Annotated in this window: 14 protein-coding genes; 8 read left to right on the top strand and 6 right to left on the bottom strand. The window is 72.3% G+C overall.

What is annotated here, in order from left to right; genetic code table 11:
- Positions 1-21: 21 nt before the first annotated feature.
- Positions 22-1,497 carry a flagellar biosynthesis protein FlhF gene (locus I601_RS04230; protein ID WP_068106819.1) on the bottom strand — a complete coding sequence of 492 codons (1,476 nt, stop codon included), beginning with the start codon at positions 1,495-1,497 and terminating at the stop codon, positions 22-24.
- 55 nt (positions 1,498-1,552) lie between these two features.
- Positions 1,553-2,311, bottom strand: a complete 759-nt coding sequence (locus tag I601_RS04225; protein WP_068106817.1) for a TetR/AcrR family transcriptional regulator — start codon at positions 2,309-2,311, stop codon at positions 1,553-1,555.
- 74 nt (positions 2,312-2,385) lie between these two features.
- Between I601_RS04225 and I601_RS04220 the strand changes: the two genes are divergently transcribed.
- Together I601_RS04220 and I601_RS04215 are read left to right on the top strand one after the other, a co-directional pair.
- A complete protein-coding gene (locus I601_RS04220) occupies positions 2,386-3,246 on the top strand; it encodes a 3-hydroxybutyryl-CoA dehydrogenase (protein WP_068106815.1) in 861 nt (286 codons plus the stop codon).
- Complete coding sequence (locus tag I601_RS04215; protein ID WP_418303084.1) at positions 3,243-4,427, top strand: acyl-CoA dehydrogenase family protein; 1,185 nt, start codon at positions 3,243-3,245, stop codon at positions 4,425-4,427. Before I601_RS04220 ends, I601_RS04215 begins: the two co-directional genes overlap by 4 nt.
- A 247-nt stretch (positions 4,428-4,674) precedes the next feature.
- Here the strand turns inward: I601_RS04215 and I601_RS04210 are convergent, their stop codons facing one another.
- From I601_RS04210 to I601_RS04200, 3 genes are all read right to left on the bottom strand, one after another.
- Positions 4,675-5,001, bottom strand: a complete 327-nt coding sequence (locus tag I601_RS04210) for a GNAT family N-acetyltransferase (RefSeq protein WP_237089544.1) — start codon at positions 4,999-5,001, stop codon at positions 4,675-4,677.
- Positions 5,002-5,220: 219 nt separating this feature from the next.
- A complete protein-coding gene (locus I601_RS04205; protein ID WP_068106810.1) occupies positions 5,221-5,988 on the bottom strand; it encodes a pirin family protein in 768 nt (255 codons plus the stop codon).
- A 118-nt stretch (positions 5,989-6,106) separates the two neighbouring features.
- A complete protein-coding gene (locus I601_RS04200) occupies positions 6,107-6,673 on the bottom strand; it encodes a YceI family protein (RefSeq protein WP_068106808.1) in 567 nt (188 codons plus the stop codon).
- 101 nt (positions 6,674-6,774) lie between these two features.
- Between I601_RS04200 and I601_RS04195 the strand changes: the two genes are divergently transcribed.
- A complete protein-coding gene (locus I601_RS04195; RefSeq protein WP_068106806.1) occupies positions 6,775-7,245 on the top strand; it encodes a MarR family winged helix-turn-helix transcriptional regulator in 471 nt (156 codons plus the stop codon).
- 84 nt (positions 7,246-7,329) lie between these two features.
- Here the strand turns inward: I601_RS04195 and I601_RS04190 are convergent, their stop codons facing one another.
- Positions 7,330-9,015, bottom strand: a complete 1,686-nt coding sequence (locus I601_RS04190) for a ribonuclease J (RefSeq protein WP_068106804.1) — start codon at positions 9,013-9,015, stop codon at positions 7,330-7,332.
- 135 nt (positions 9,016-9,150) lie between these two features.
- Between I601_RS04190 and I601_RS04185 the strand changes: the two genes are divergently transcribed.
- The 5 genes from I601_RS04185 (at position 9,151) to I601_RS04165 (ending at position 14,777) form a co-directional block, all read left to right on the top strand.
- Positions 9,151-10,722: a peptide chain release factor 3 gene (locus I601_RS04185; protein WP_068106802.1), complete on the top strand. Its 1,572-nt coding sequence runs from the start codon at positions 9,151-9,153 to the stop codon at positions 10,720-10,722.
- 78 nt (positions 10,723-10,800) lie between these two features.
- The gene (locus tag I601_RS04180) at positions 10,801-11,226 is read left to right on the top strand and encodes a hypothetical protein (RefSeq protein ID WP_068106800.1); all 426 of its coding nucleotides are present in this window, start codon (positions 10,801-10,803) and stop codon (positions 11,224-11,226) included.
- Positions 11,227-11,234: 8 nt separating this feature from the next.
- Positions 11,235-12,581, top strand: coding sequence for an MFS transporter (locus tag I601_RS04175; protein ID WP_218917748.1), 1,347 nt, complete (start codon positions 11,235-11,237; stop codon positions 12,579-12,581).
- A gap of 83 nt (positions 12,582-12,664) precedes the next feature.
- Positions 12,665-13,063: a MerR family transcriptional regulator gene (locus tag I601_RS04170; protein WP_068106798.1), complete on the top strand. Its 399-nt coding sequence runs from the start codon at positions 12,665-12,667 to the stop codon at positions 13,061-13,063.
- A 172-nt stretch (positions 13,064-13,235) separates the two neighbouring features.
- A complete protein-coding gene (locus I601_RS04165; protein WP_068106797.1) occupies positions 13,236-14,777 on the top strand; it encodes a SulP family inorganic anion transporter in 1,542 nt (513 codons plus the stop codon).
- The last annotated feature ends 2 nt before the right edge of the window (positions 14,778-14,779 follow it).

Raw genomic sequence — 14,779 nt, 5'->3', positions numbered from 1 at the left:
ACACGTTTCACCGTCGGTGCGTCAGCCGGTCAGGTCGGGGCGGTGGTGGAGCAGGAGCTCGGTGAAGGCGTGCGGGTCGACCATGGAGGGGTCGACGACGAAGGGCGACATGCCGCGCCGGTGGAAGAGGACCTTCCACCTCCGCGACCCGGGGCGCCCCGTGACCTCGATCGAGGTGTGCGGGTTGGCCAGGTCGAAGAAGTGCCGGCCCGCCGCGCTCTGGATCTCCAGGCGGCCCTGCTCGATGCGCATCCGGGTGGGGCTGGCCCCGGCCCGGACGGCCCAGATGACGGCGGTCAGCAGGGCCAGCACGCCCAGGATGCCCAGCGTGGTGTCGGCCGGGTCCTGGTAGGCGAGGTAGCCGGTGACCCCGGTGGCGATGAGCGCGACCACCAGCAGCACCCCGGTCGCCGCCCGTACGCCGCCGGGGGACTGCAGCTCGCTGGGGGGCGTGGACGCCGGTCGAGGACGGGCCGCCTCGGGTGCGGGGGCGGGTGCGGGCGCGGGCGTCGTCCTCGGCTCCGCGGGGGGGCGCGGACTGCGGGTCGGGGCCTCGCGCTGCCTCGTCGGTCGGTCCTCCGGGCCGCCGGAGACCGCGCGGTCGAGGGTGGCGCGCGCTGCTGACACGAGCGTGGCGCGGCGGGACGGCGCGGCCGGCTCGGGCGCCGGGGTGGGCGCTGGTGCGCCTGCTGGGATCCGCACGGGTGCCGGCGTGGGCGGGCGGGCCGGAGCGGGCGCGGGTGTGGGGTCCGGGGCCGGCAGTGGTTCCGGGGTGGGGTCCGGGTCCGGTAGCGGCGGCGGGTCGGGCAGCGGCTCCGGTGCGGGGACCGGGTCGGGCAGCGGTTCCGGTGCGGGAAGGGGCCCGGGATCGGGCTCGGGCTGCGGGGGATGCGTGGCCAGGAGGGCGAGGATCTCGCGTCCGGCGTCGACGTGGTCGGGCGGAGCCGGCACCTGCTCGGGCTCCGCAGGACCGGCCTCGACGAGGGGCGCGTCCTCGGCGGGGGTCGTCGCGGTCCCGTCGTCGACGGCGGGCGCACCGGGTGCCGTGGCGTGCCGGCGTACGCGGCCGCGCCACCCGCGCGGCTGCGCGGGCTGCTGGGCCTGCTCCAGGGCGCGACGGGCCGACGCGGTGAGCACCGGCTCGAAGGCCGTGAGGTCGATGCCGATCTCGGAGGCGGCCGCGGCCGCCACCGGCGTGGGCTCGCCGGCGGGCCCAGGTCCCGGCGCGGGTCGCGTCGGTGCCGTCGCGACGTCGGTCCCGCCCCCGGTGTCCCCGGTGTCCCCGTCGTCCGCGGTGGCTGTGGCGTCTGTGGCGACCATGGCCGCGTCGGAGCGCTCGGGCGACTCACGGCGGGGCCGCCGGTCGGACGGGGTGGTGCGCAGGACGCCGTAGGTGCGCGGACGTGCCGCGGGGTCCTCGGCGGTGTGCTCGCGGTGCGAGAGCCAGCGGTCGAAGAGGTCGTCGCCCGGCTGTGCGTCCTGGTCCTCGGTGCTCATGGTGACCTGATCGTCCCACCGGGTCCCGCCCCGCGCGGGTGAATGGGGCGTCCGGTCAGTGGCGTCGGTCTCCGTGCCCGTCCTCGGCCGGGTCACCAGCCGGGTCGCCGGCCGGATCGCCAGCAAGGGCCCGGCGCAGTGCCGGCAGCACCGCGTCCACGTCGTGCGGCGTGCGCAGCACCACGATGGCGGTCCCGCCACCCGCGGGCGGGGCCGGGTCGCCGCCGAGCGACTGCGCCACGGCCTGGTCCAGCGCGACCTCCAGCTCGGCGACCGCCCGGGCGGCATCGATGGTCCCGCGCAGCCAGCGGCGCAGCACGTGGTTGTGGGCGGTCACCACGGCGGCCGCGAGCAGCTCGGCGCGCAGGTCCTCCCCGGGCACCTCGCCGGTCCAGGTGCGCAGGGCGTCGCGGTAGACGCGGTGGTACTGCAGGGTGCTGGCCAGCTCGCGGTCCCGAAGTGCCGGGACCGTGCGGGTCAGCCGGTAGCGGGCGCGGGCGACGTCACCGTCCTGCAGGTAGTGCTCGAGGACCATCCGGGTGGCCTCGGTGACGCCGATGAGCGTGGCCGCTCCCGGCGCTGTGGCGGTGGCCAGCCGGGCCCCGATCCGATCGAGGAGGTCGGCGTGCTCGGGGAAGATCACGTCCTCCTTGGAGCGGAAGGCGCGGAAGAAGGAGGTCCGGCCCACGCCGGCGGCCTCGGCGATGTCGCCGACCGTCGTCTCGTCGTACCCCCGCTCCTCGAAGAGCTGGAAGGCCGCCGCGCGCAGCCGGTCGCGTGGTGCGGGCGTCGGCGCGGGGCTCGTGTCCGGCATGGATCCTCCCAGTGTTGGTGAGACTCGATCCCGAGAGTACGGTACTGAGTACCAAATCGAGCGGTGGAGGACACATGGAGCCAGGTCAGAAGGTCGGGGTCGTGGGATGCGGCCTGATGGGTGCGGGCATCGCCGAGGTCTCGGCACGTGCCGGCCTCGATGTGGTCGTCGTCGAGTCGAGCCAGGCTGCCGCCGACGCCGGCCGCTCGCGCCTCGAGGCGTCGCTGAAGCGTGCGGAGTCGCGCGGCAAGGTCGACTCCGTCGACGAGGTGCTCCAGCGGATCCGGGTGGAGACCGAGCTCGACGCGCTCGCCGACCGCACCCTCGTCATCGAGGCGATCGTCGAGGACGAGGCCGTCAAGGTCGACCTCTTCAAGCGGTTGGACGAGATCGTCACCGCTCCGGACGCGATCCTGGCCTCCAACACCTCCTCCATCCCGATCATGAAGCTCGGGGTCGTCACCTCGCGGCCCCAGCAGGTGCTCGGCATCCACTTCTTCAACCCGGTGCCGGTGCTCAAGCTCGTCGAGCTGGTGCCCAGCCTGCTGACCTCGGAGACGACCACCGAGACCGCGCGCAGCTTCGTCGAGGACCTGCTGGGCAAGCGCTCGATCCTGTGCCAGGACCGGGCCGGCTTCGTGGTCAACGCCCTGCTGGTGCCCTTCATCCTCTCCGGCATCCGGATGATGGAGTCCGGCTTCGCCTCGGCCGAGGACATCGACCAGGGCCTGGTGCTGGGCGCTGCGCACCCGCAGGGCCCGCTGGCCCTCGCCGACCTGATCGGCCTCGACACGACGAAGGCCGTGGCCGAGTCGCTGTACGAGGAGTTCAAGGAGCCCCTCTACGCCCCGCCGCCGCTGCTGGCCCGGATGGTCGACGCCGGCCTGCTGGGTCGCAAGTCCGGCCGCGGCTTCTACACCTACGACGCGAAGTGAGTGCCGACGTGAACGCCTCGAGCGACCTCTACGCCCTGACCGAGGAGCACCGCGCGATCCGCTCGGCCGTGCGCGAGCTGTGCGACGCCAAGGTGGCGCCGTACGCCGCCGCCGTCGACGAGGAGGCGCGCTTCCCCCGGGAGGCGGCCACCGCGCTGCAGGCCGCCGACTTCCACGCCCCGCACGTGCCCGAGGAGTTCGGCGGGGCCGGCGCGGACGCGCTGGCCACCGTGCTGGTCATCGAGGAGGTGGCGCGTGCCTGCGTGTCGTCCTCGCTGATCCCGGCCGTGAACAAGCTCGGCTCGCTGCCGCTGCAGATCGCCGGCTCCCAGGAGCTGAAGGCGAAGTACCTCGGCGCGCTCGCCCGCGGCGAGGGCGGCTTCTCCTACTGCCTCTCCGAGCCTGACGCCGGGTCCGACGCGATGGCGATGAAGACCCGCGCGGTGCGCGACGGCGACCACTGGGTGCTCAACGGCACCAAGCGCTGGATCACCAACGCCGGGGAGTCGGAGTACTACACCGTCATCGCCGTCACCGACCCCGAGAAGCGGTCGAAGGGCATCTCGGCCTTCGTGGTCGAGAAGTCCGACGAGGGCGTCTCCTTCGGGGCCCCCGAGAAGAAGCTCGGCATCAAGGGCTCCCCGACGCGTGAGGTCTACCTCGACAACGTGCGGATCCCCGCCGATCGGATGATCGGCGCCGAGGGCACCGGCTTCGAGACCGCGATGAAGACCCTCGACCACACCCGCGTCACCATCGCCGCCCAGGCCGTCGGCGTCGCCCAGGGCGCCCTCGACTACGCGCTGGGGTACGCGCAGGAGCGCCAGCAGTTCGGCAAGGACATCGCGGACTTCCAGGGCCTGCAGTTCATGCTCGCCGACATGGGGATGAAGGTGGAGGCCGCACGGCAGATGACGTACGCCGCCGCCGGCCGCTCCGAGCGCGGCGACGCCGACCTCACCTTCTTCGGGGCTGCGGCCAAGTGCTTCGCCTCCGACGTGGCCATGGAGGTCACCGTCAACGCCGTCCAGGTGCTCGGTGGCTACGGCTTCACCCGCGACTACCCCGTCGAGCGGATGATGCGCGACGCCAAGATCACCCAGATCTACGAGGGCACCAACCAGGTCCAGCGGATCGTGATGGCCCGCCAGCTCCTCGCCGGCGTCCAGTCCCACCTCTGACCCCCACCGCCGAGCGGTCACTTTTGCACCACCGACCGGTCACTTTCGCACCACCCAGCAGTCGCTTCTGCACCGTCCAGCAGTCCGCAGGGAGCCACCGACCGGTCCCCTCCTGTCGGGGCGTCCGGCCCGAGGGGACCGGCGCCGACTCGACGGAGGATGTGGGCCGACTCGGCGAGATATTTGCGCCGGGTCGGCTACTACTGGGTGGTCACGCTCCGGTCGTGGACGCCGAGCACCTCGGTCGTCACGCCGGGTCCTCGGCTGCGGGGAGGTCGAACCGGTCGCGGTCCTTGGCCGGGACGAGGTCGAGGCACTTCTCGGGGTCGGCGGCGATCACCTTGCGCACGTAGGGGCAGAACGGCAGCACCGCCAGGCCACGCTCGCGCGCGTCGTCGAGCCCGAACTCCACCAGCCGGCGGGCCAGCCCACGGCCACCGAACGCCGGATCGACCTCGGTGTGGGTGAACGCGATCTTGGCGGAGGTGAGCTTGTAGTCGGTGAACCCGGCGAGCTGGTCGCCGTCGTGGATCTCGTAGCGGTTCTTCTCGCGGTTGTCGCGGACGGTGATCACGGGCATGCCCTTTCGCGGGTGGTCGAGGCTCAGGCGCCGGGTCGACCCGGGTAGGGGTCGTTCAGCAGCAGGGCCCCGAGAGGCTCTCGGTGGCGAGGTCCATGTTCGCGGGCGGCCCGCTGGTCCGGAAGAGCGCGGCCCGGGCGTCGGAACCGCCCATCTGGTGCACTCACCGACCGTCCGCCGCGGTCGTGGTGCGGTCGGTGGGGCAGCAGCTGGTCAGGCCGCGACGGTCGCGTGCATCTCCCAGACGAGGATCTCCGCGGCCTCGGTCGCGGTGACCTTCTGGCCGCCCGTGGCGGTGAACCGGACGGCGTCGCCCGTGGTCAGGGCGCCGGCGCCCTCGAGCGAGACCGAGCCGCGGGGCACGAAGAGGTGCAGGAACGGCGCCTCGGGCAGCTCGACCGACTGGCCGGGCTGGAGGCGGGCGACGTGCAGGGCGGCGTACTTGTTCTGGATCCGGATCGCGGAGGCGCCGTCGTGCTTCTCCATCCCGGAGGCCACCGGCACCAGCGAGCCGGACAGGAGCTCGTGGTCGATCTCGAGCTGCTCGTAGCCCGGCACGATGCTCTCCTCATCGGGCACGACCCACATCTGCACGAAGTGCACGGGGTCCTGGTGGGCCTCGCCGCCGATGGTCCAGGAGTCGTTCTTCTCCGAGTGCAGGATGCCGCGGCCGGCGCTCATCCGCTGCGCCAGCCCGGGGTAGATGATCCCGTTGTGGCCGGTGGAGTCCTGGTGCACCAGGGAGCCCTCGAGCACCCAGGTGACGATCTCCATGTCGCGGTGCGGGTGGGTGTCGAAGCCGGTGCCGGCGTCGACGACGTCATCGTTGTTGACCAGCAGCAGCCCGTGGTGGGTGTTGCTGCGGTCGAAGTGCTGACCGAAGGAGAAGGAGTGCTTCGAGTCCAGCCAACCGAACCGGCTCTTGAAGCGGTCCTCGGCGCGGCGTACGTCGACGTTCTCGGTGAGGTTCACGGTGCTCATGACGGCTGTCCTGTTCGGTGCGGTCCGGAGGGCTGGGGTGCGGGAGTCGGTGGAGGCCGGCCGTGGTGCGGCGGTGGCCGGCCCCATGCCGATCTCCGGGTGCGTCGGTGGCGCTGGGTCAGGCGTTCTTGATCGCGGAGACCTCGAACTCGAGGGTGATCTTCTCGCTGACCAGCACGCCGCCGGTCTCGAGCGCGGCGTTCCAGGTGATGCTGTAGTCCTTCCGGTTGATGACCACGGAGCCCTCGAACCCGGCGCGGAGGTTGCCGAACGGGTCGGTGGCGGTGCCCTCGAAGTCGAAGGGCACGGTGACGGAGTTCGTCGTGCCCTTGATGGTCAGGTCGCCGGTGAGCTCGAGGCCCGAGGCGGTCTGGGCGACGCCGGTGGAGACGAAGGTGATCTCGGGGTGGTCGTCCATCGCGAGGAAGTCGTTGCTCCTCAGGTGGCCGTCGCGCTGCTCGTTGCGGGTGTCGATGCTGGTCGCCTTGATGGTCAGGTTGACGGCGGTCCTGGCGAAGTCGTCGCCGTCGACGACGGCGGTGCCCTCGAACTCGTTGAAGGCGCCGCGGACCTTGGTGACCATCGCGTGCCGGGCGACGAAGCCGATGCGGGTGTGCGTGGGGTCGATGGTCCAGGTTCCGGTGAGGTCGGCGACGGTGGCGGGGGTGTGGGCGGTGCTGGTCATGGGGTTCTCCTCGGGGTTCGACCGCCACCCGGGTTGGTGACGTGTCACTTACTATGTGGCAACTTGCGTGACATGTCAACTATTCCGGGTACGATCGAGCCATGAACGACACGACGTGGCTCTCCTCCACCCAGCAGCGGACCTGGCGGCGCTGGCTCCGGCTCAACGCGCTGCTGCCGGCCGCGCTGCACCGGGGGCTGCAGAGCGACGCAGGCCTCTCCCTCCCCGACTTCGACGTCCTGGTGGTGCTCACCGACAGTCCCGACGCGCGCGTGCGGGTCGCGGAGCTGGCCCGCGGCCTGCACTGGGAGCGCAGCCGGGTCTCGCACCACATCGCCCGGATGGAGCGGCGCGGGCTCGTCGCCCGGGAGGACTGCGCGGAGGACGGCCGTGGTGCCTGGGTGATGCTCACCGCGCAGGGGCGCACCGCCATCGAGCAGGCGGCTCCGGCGCACGTCCAGACCGTGCGCCGCCTGGTGTTCGAGGCGCTCACGCCCGACGAGGTCGATGTGCTGGACACGGTCATCGAGAAGGTGCTGGCGCGGCTCGAGGAGGCCGGGCCGCCGGCCTGACTTGTCCCCGGTCAGTTGCCGGGGACGAGCAACGCCCTGTCGCAACCGGCGGCTGCGACAGGGCGTTGCTGGTGTTGCAGGCCCTCAGGCGTCGACGACCACCGGGATGATGAGCGGGCTGCGACGGAAGGTCTTGTGCGACCAGCGGCTGATGTCGCGGGTGATCATCTGCTCCAGCTGACGGGCGTCGCCGATGCCCTCGGAGGCGGCCCGGGCGAGGGTCTTCTCGATCACCTGGACGGCCGGGTCGAAGGCCTTCGGCTCGTGCACGAAGCCACGCACCAGGAAGTCCGGCCGGTCGGCCAGCTTGCCGGTGTCGGCGTCGACGATGGCGAGGACGGTGACGACGCCTTCCTCGGCCAGCGTGCGGCGGTCCTTCAGCGTGGCCTCGGTGACGCCGCCGACCTGCTGGGCGTCGACGAAGACGAGCCCGGCCTGGACCTTGCCGGTGATCTTGGCGTGGCCCTTGTCCAGGTCGACGACCACGCCGTCCTCGGCCAGCACGACGTTCTTGGGGTCCATGCCGGTGCTGATCGCCAGGTCCGCGTTGGCGCGCAGGTGGCGGTACTCGCCGTGCACGGGCATCACGTTGCGGGGCTTGATGATGTTGTAGCAGTAGACGAGCTCGCCGGCGCTGGCGTGACCCGAGACGTGCACCTTGGCGTTGCCCTTGTGGACGACGTTGGCGCCCCAGCGGGTGAGCCCGTTGATCACGTTGGAGATGGCGTTCTCGTTGCCCGGGATCACCGAGCTGGCCATCAGGATGGTGTCGCCCTCGCCGACCCGGATCTTGTGGTCGCGCGCGGCCATCCGCGACAGCGCGGCCAGCGGCTCGCCCTGCGAACCGGTGCAGATCAGGGTGGCCTTGTGGGCGGGCAGCCGCTCCAGCTGGTCGAGCGGCACGATCAGGCCCTCGGGGACCGTGAGGTAGCCGAGGTCCTGGGCGACACCCATGTTGCGGACCATCGAGCGGCCCACGAAGGCGACCTTGCGGCCGTGCTCGTGCGAGGTGTCGAGGACCTGCTGGATGCGGTGCACGTGGCTGGCGAAGCTGGAGACGATGATGCGGCGCGGGGCGGTGCGGAAGACCTTCTCGATCGCCGGCGCGAGGTCGCGCTCGGAGGTGGTGAACCCGGGCACCTCCGCGTTGGTCGAGTCGGTCATGAACAGGTCGACGCCCTCGTCGGCCAGGCGCGCGAACCCGCGCAGGTCGGTGATCCGGCCGTCGAGCGGGAACTGGTCCATCTTGAAGTCACCGGTGTGCAGGACCGTGCCCGCGGCGGTGCGGATGGCCACGGCCAGGCCGTCCGGGATGGAGTGGTTGACGGCGAAGAACTCGCAGTCGAAGGGGGCGAGGTCGAGCCGGTCGCCCTCCTTGACCTCGCGCAGGACCGGACGGATCCGGTGCTCCTTGAGCTTCTCCTTGATCAGCGCCAGCGTCAGGCGCGAGCCGATCAGGGGGATGTCGGCCCGCTCGCGCAGCAGGTACGGCACGCCACCGATGTGGTCCTCGTGACCGTGGGTGAGGACGATGGCCTCGATCTTGTCGAGCCGGTCCCGGATCCAGGTGAAGTCCGGCAGGATCACGTCGACGCCGGGCTGGTGCTCCTCGGGGAAGAGCACGCCGCAGTCGACGATGAGCATCCTGCCCTCGTGCTCGAAGACCGCCATGTTGCGGCCGATCTCGCCGAGGCCGCCGAGCGCCACGATGCGCAGGGCGCCGGACCGCAGGGCCGGAGGCGCCTGCAGCTCTGGGTGGGGGTGGCTCACTCGGGTGTCCTCACGTACGTCGGGAAGCGGTCGGGCAGGCTGGCTGCCCCCTCAGCGTAGTGGTCCGGGTGCGCGGCGCGACCGCGGCGGCCCGCGCCGACCTCTCGGCGCCGATGCGACGTTAGAGTCGGTGGGGTGGATGACCTCGACCTTCGACCCCGCCGGACGTTCGCCGTCATCAGCCACCCGGACGCCGGCAAGTCGACCTTGACCGAGGCCCTGGCCCTGCACGCCGCCGTGATCTCCGAGGCCGGCGCCGTGCACGGGAAGGGTGGTCGCAAGGGCACCGTCTCGGACTGGATGGAGATGGAGAAGGCGCGCGGCATCTCCATCACCTCCGCCGCACTGCAGTTCGCCTACGGCGACCACGTCGTCAACCTGGTCGACACCCCCGGTCACGCCGACTTCTCCGAGGACACCTACCGGGTGCTCTCCGCGGTCGACTCGGCGGTGATGCTGGTCGACGCCGCCAAGGGGCTCGAGCCGCAGACGCTCAAGCTCTTCCAGGTCTGCGCCCACCGGGGCATCCCGGTGATCACGGTCATCAACAAGTGGGACCGGCCGGGCCTGGACCCGCTCGAGCTGCTGGACTCGATCGAGAAGCAGATCGGCCTGCGACCCACGCCGCTGACCTGGCCGGTCGGCATCGCCGGGGACTTCCGCGGCGTGCTGAACCGTCGTACGGGCGGGTTCATCCGGTACACGCGCACCGCCGGCGGCAGCACCCGGGTCCCCGAGGAGCACCTCGACGCCGAGGCCGCCGCCGCCGCGGAGCCGGACCGGTGGGCCGAGGCGCAGGAGGGGCACGAGCTGCTCAGCGCCGACGGCGCCGACCACGACCAGGACAAGTTCCTGGCCGGGCAGACGACGCCGGTGCTCTTCGCCTCCGCGCTCTCCAACTTCGGTGTCGCCCAGCTGCTCGAGGTGCTGCTCGAGCTGGCTCCCGCACCCGGGCCCACCACGGCCGTCGACGGCGGCCAGCGACAGCCGGAGGACGACTTCAGCGCCTTCGTGTTCAAGGTGCAGTCCGGGATGGACACCAGCCACCGCGACCGACTCGCCTACGCCCGTGTCTGCTCCGGCACCTTCGAGCGCGGGATGGTCGTCACCCACGCCACCACGGGGCGCCCGTTCACCACCAAGTACGCCCAGGCGGTCTTCGGTCGTGAGCGCACCTCGGTCGAGCGGGCCCGGCCCGGCGACATCGTCGGCCTGGTCAACGCCTCCGCGCTGCGGGTGGGGGACACCATCCACGCAGGCGCGCCGGTGCGCTACCCCCCGATCGCCACGTTCGCCCCCGAGTACTTCGCCACCGTCAGCGTCACCGACACCGGCCGCTGGAAGCAGTTCCGCAAGGGCATCGAGCAGCTCGACCAGGAGGGCGTCATCCAGGTGCTGCGCTCGGAGCTGCGTGGTGACCAGGCGCCGGTGCTCGCCGCCGTCGGACCGATGCAGTTCGAGGTCGTGACCGCACGCATGGAGGCGGAGTACCGCGCCCCGGTGCGGCTCGAGAGCCTCGACTACAGCATCGCCCGCCGTGTCGAGCCGGAGCAGCGCGACGAGGTCGCCGCCCTGCGCGGGGTCGAGGTCATGCAGCGCACCGACGGCGTGCTGCTGGCGCTCTTCTCGGACCGGTGGCGCCTGGAGGCCATCGAGCGGCTGAACCCGCACCTGCGGCTCGAGGCGCTCGTGGCCGGGCGCGGCTGAGCGCTCCCCGACTCGGGCGCGGCCCGGTGGGCCGGCTCGGATCCGCCCCCCGGAGCGCCCCTCTGGGAGGATGCGTCCATGACGACGTGGCGAGACTCCGTGAGCACGACCGTGCGCACCGAGATGGACGACCTGCTCGACACCGCCCTGCGCAACGCGCAGACCCGGCTCAACGCCGACGACGCGCTGCTGCCCTTCGTCCAGGTCGTCGAGGCGGACGGCACCCCGGGGACGCGCCTGGTCGAGATCCTCGAGGACGTGCGCCCCGACCAGCTGCTCGAGGAGCTCTTCGAGAAGCTGCGCGCCGAGCGCGACGACCTGCGTGGTGTCGCAGTGGCCTTCGACGGCCGCATCGAGGGGGCCCCCTGCGTGCAGGTGCTGCTCGAGCACGCCGACCCCGAGGCGCCCGCGCTGGTGCTGGCGGCGCCGTACAAGTACCAGAAGCGCCGCAACCAGCTCGGCGAGGTCCGCGCGGCCCTCGGCGAGCGCCGGATCTGGGTCTGACCGACCGGGTGCGGGCGGCCCGCACCGCCCTGATGGGCCCGCGCTACCGCGGCGCCACCACGGGTGCGGTGGCGCTGGTCTTCCTGGCGGCCTTCGAGTCGCTGGCGGTGGCCACTGTGATGCCGGCGGTGACGGCCGACCTCGACGGGCGCGCCTGGTTCTCGGTCGCGTTCTCGGCGACCCTGGCCGCCAGCGTCGTCGGCATGGTGGCCGTCGGGTTGTGGTCGGACCGGGCGGGCGCGGTGCGCCCGCTGCTGTGCTCCGTCGGGCTCTTCGCGGTCGGGCTGCTGGCCGCCGGGCTCGCCCCGAGCATGGCGTGGCTGGTGCTCGGCCGCTTCCTGCAGGGCCTGGGCCTCGGAGGGCTCGTCGTGGCGCTCTACGTGCTCGTCGCGCAGGTCTACGACGTCGTCGACCGGCCCCGCATCCTCGGGCTCTTCGCCGCCGCCTGGGTGCTGCCCGGTCTGGTCGGGCCGTTCCTGGCCGGCGTCGTCGCGGACACGGTCGGCTGGCGGTGGGTCTTCCTCGGCGTCGTCGCCATCGCCGCCGCGGCACTCGCGCTGCTGGTGCCGACCCTGCGCGCCGTCGAGCCGCCCCGTGCCGGCGCCGCCGCGCCCCGGGGCGTCGGCGTACGACGGCTGGGGCTGGCGGCGGCGGTCGCCACGGCCGTGGTCTCCCTCAACCTCTCCGGCGCGCTGCCGGGCGCCACCCGCGCCGCGCTCGCGGCCGGGGCGGTGGTGGTGGCCCTGGTCGCGGTACGCCCGCTGCTCCCGCGCGGCACCCTGCGCGCCGGGCGCGGCGTCCCGGCGGTGATCGCGCAGCGCGGCCTGGTCGGCGGCACGTTCTTCGCGGCGGAGGCCTACCTGCCCTTCCTCCTGCAGGAGCAGTACGCCGCTGCCACCTGGGTCAGCGGGCTCGTGCTGACCGTCGCCACGATCGGCTGGGCCGGCGCCTCGCACGTGCAGGGTCGGCTGGGCGACCACCTGCGCGACGAGGCGGCGCTGCGCCTCGGCGCGCTGCTGCTCGCGGTCGGGATCGCGGTCGTGCTGGTCGTGGCCGCCCTGGCGCTGCCCGGGGTGCTGGTCGGGGCCGGCTGGCTGGTCGCCGCAGCCGGGATGGGGCTGATGTACCCGCGCATCACCTCCACCGTGCTGGCGCGCACGACCGTCCACGAGCGCGGCACGGCCTCCTCAGCGGTCACCATCAGCGACGCGGTGGGTGCCGCGGTCGCGGTCGCGGTGGCCGGTCTGCTGTTCACCGCGGTCGGCACCGCCGCCGACCTGGCCGCCTTCGTCGCCGTGCTCGCCCTGTCCCTGGGGCTGGCGCTGCTCGCCGTCTTCGTCTCCCGCCGCGTCTGAGCCTCCTGTGGCGGCAGGTCGCGCCTAGACTCGCCGACGTGGCCGGACGCCACGCGTCCAGGCCCCCCGCGGAGCGAGAGCAGATGTCGGCAGAACACATCCAGATCGGCGAGGTCGCCGCGCGCACGGGCCTGAGCCTGCGCACGATCCGCTACTACGAGGAGGTCGGGCTGGTCAGCCCGTCGGCGCGCTCCTCGGGCGGGTTCCGGCTCTTCACCGAGGTCGACGTGGACCGCTTCGAGCTGATCAAGCGGATGAAGCCCCTCGACTTCTCCCTCGAGGACATGCGCGGGCTCCTCGAGGTCGTCGACGCCCTCGACTCCGATCCCGGGGACGCCGAGCGCGAGCGCCTGCTGGACGAGCTGGGTGCGCTGCAGACCGCCGCCGACGAGCGCGTCGTCACCCTGCGCCGGCGCCTGCAGTGGGCCGAGGAGTTCGCCGCGGGGCTCGCCGAGCGGGTGCAGGCCCAGCGGGACCCGTGACCGGTCCTGCCGCGGGCGGCCCGACCAGAATTCAGACTCTCCCGTCACGTCAGGGTAAGGTCCACGGGTCGGTCGACGCGTCCACCACCGTCACCGCCACCCGACTTCGTCGCCCGCCCGGTCGCAGCGTTGCTCCCGGTCGGCGTCCCACCCGCACCGTCGAGGAGAGCTCGTGAGCAACACCGCCCCCGCCCAGCCGCACCTGCCCCCGGGCTCGCCCCGGCTGCCGCCGCCCGAGACGCACACCGTGCGTGGCGCGCTGCGCAGCCCCGCGATCCTGCGCCGCGAGGTCCTGGCCGGCCTGGTGGTGGCGCTCGCGCTGATCCCCGAGGCGATCTCGTTCTCGATCATCGCCGGCGTCGACCCGCGGCTGGGGCTCTTCGCCTCCTTCACGATGGCGGTCTCGATCTCCTTCCTCGGCGGGCGGCCCGCCATGATCTCGGCGGCCACCGGCGCGATCGCGCTGGTCATCGCCCCGGTCGCGCGCGACTACGGCGTCGACTACCTGATCGCCACCGTCATCCTCGGCGGCATGATCCAGGTCGTCCTCGGCGTCCTGGGCGTGGCCAAGATGATGCGGTTCATCCCGCGCTCGGTGATGGTCGGCTTCGTCAACGCGCTGGCCATCCTCATCTTCATGGCCCAGATCCCCTACCTGGTCGACGTGCCGTGGCTGGTCTACCCGCTGGTCGGGCTGGGCGTGGCGATCATCGTGCTGCTGCCCCGCATCACGAAGGTCGTGCCGGCCCCGCTCGTCGTCATCGTCGCGATCACCGGCGCCGCGCTGGCGGCCGGCTGGTCGCTGCCCGACGTCGGTGACGAGGGCGACCTGCCCGAGACGCTGCCCTCCCTGCTGATCCCGAACGTGCCGTTCACCCTGGAGACGCTGGAGATCATCGCGCCGTACGCGCTGGCCATGGCGCTGGTCGGGCTGCTCGAGTCGCTGCTGACCGCCAAGCTCGTCGACGACATCACCGACACCCACTCCCCGAAGACCCGGGAGGCCTGGGGCCAGGGCGCTGCCAACATCATCACCGGCTTCTTCGGTGGCATGGGCGGCTGCGCGATGATCGGCCAGACGATGATCAACGTGAAGGCCTCGGGTGCGCGCACCCGGATCTCGACGTTCTCCGCCGGTGTGCTCCTGCTGGTGCTGGTCGTCGGGTTCGGCGACATCGTCGCCCGCATCCCGATGGCCGCCCTGGTCGCGGTGATGATCATGGTCGCGGTCGGCACCTTCGACTGGCACTCCATGTCGCCGCGCACGCTGCGCCGGATGCCGAAGAGCGAGACCGCCGTGATGCTCTCCACCGTCGCCGTGGTCGTCGCGACCCACAACCTCGCCATCGGTGTCGCCGTCGGCGTGCTGGTCGCCATGACCCTCTTCGCCCGCCGCGTGGCCCACCTGGCCACCGTGCAGCGTGAGCTGGTCGAGGTCGGCGACGGCACCACCCAGGCTCGGTACACCGTCACCGGCGAGCTGTTCTTCGCCTCCTCCAACGACCTCTACACCCAGTTCGAGTACGCCGACGACCCCGAGCACGTGGTCATCGACCTGACCGCCTCCCACGTCTGGGACGCCTCGACGGTCGCGGCGCTCGACTCGATCACCACGAAGTACTCGCGCAAGGGCAAGTCGGTCGAGATCTACGGCCTCAACGCGCAGTCCCTGCACATGCACGACCGGCTGAGCGGTCAGCTGGACACGCACTGAGG

Origin of the sequence: Nocardioides dokdonensis FR1436 (genome assembly GCF_001653335.1) — a bacterium.
Lineage (GTDB): Bacteria > Actinomycetota > Actinomycetes > Propionibacteriales > Nocardioidaceae > Nocardioides > Nocardioides dokdonensis.
Note: the sequence above shows the minus strand (reverse complement) of the source record. Positions and strands in the feature narration are given on the sequence as shown.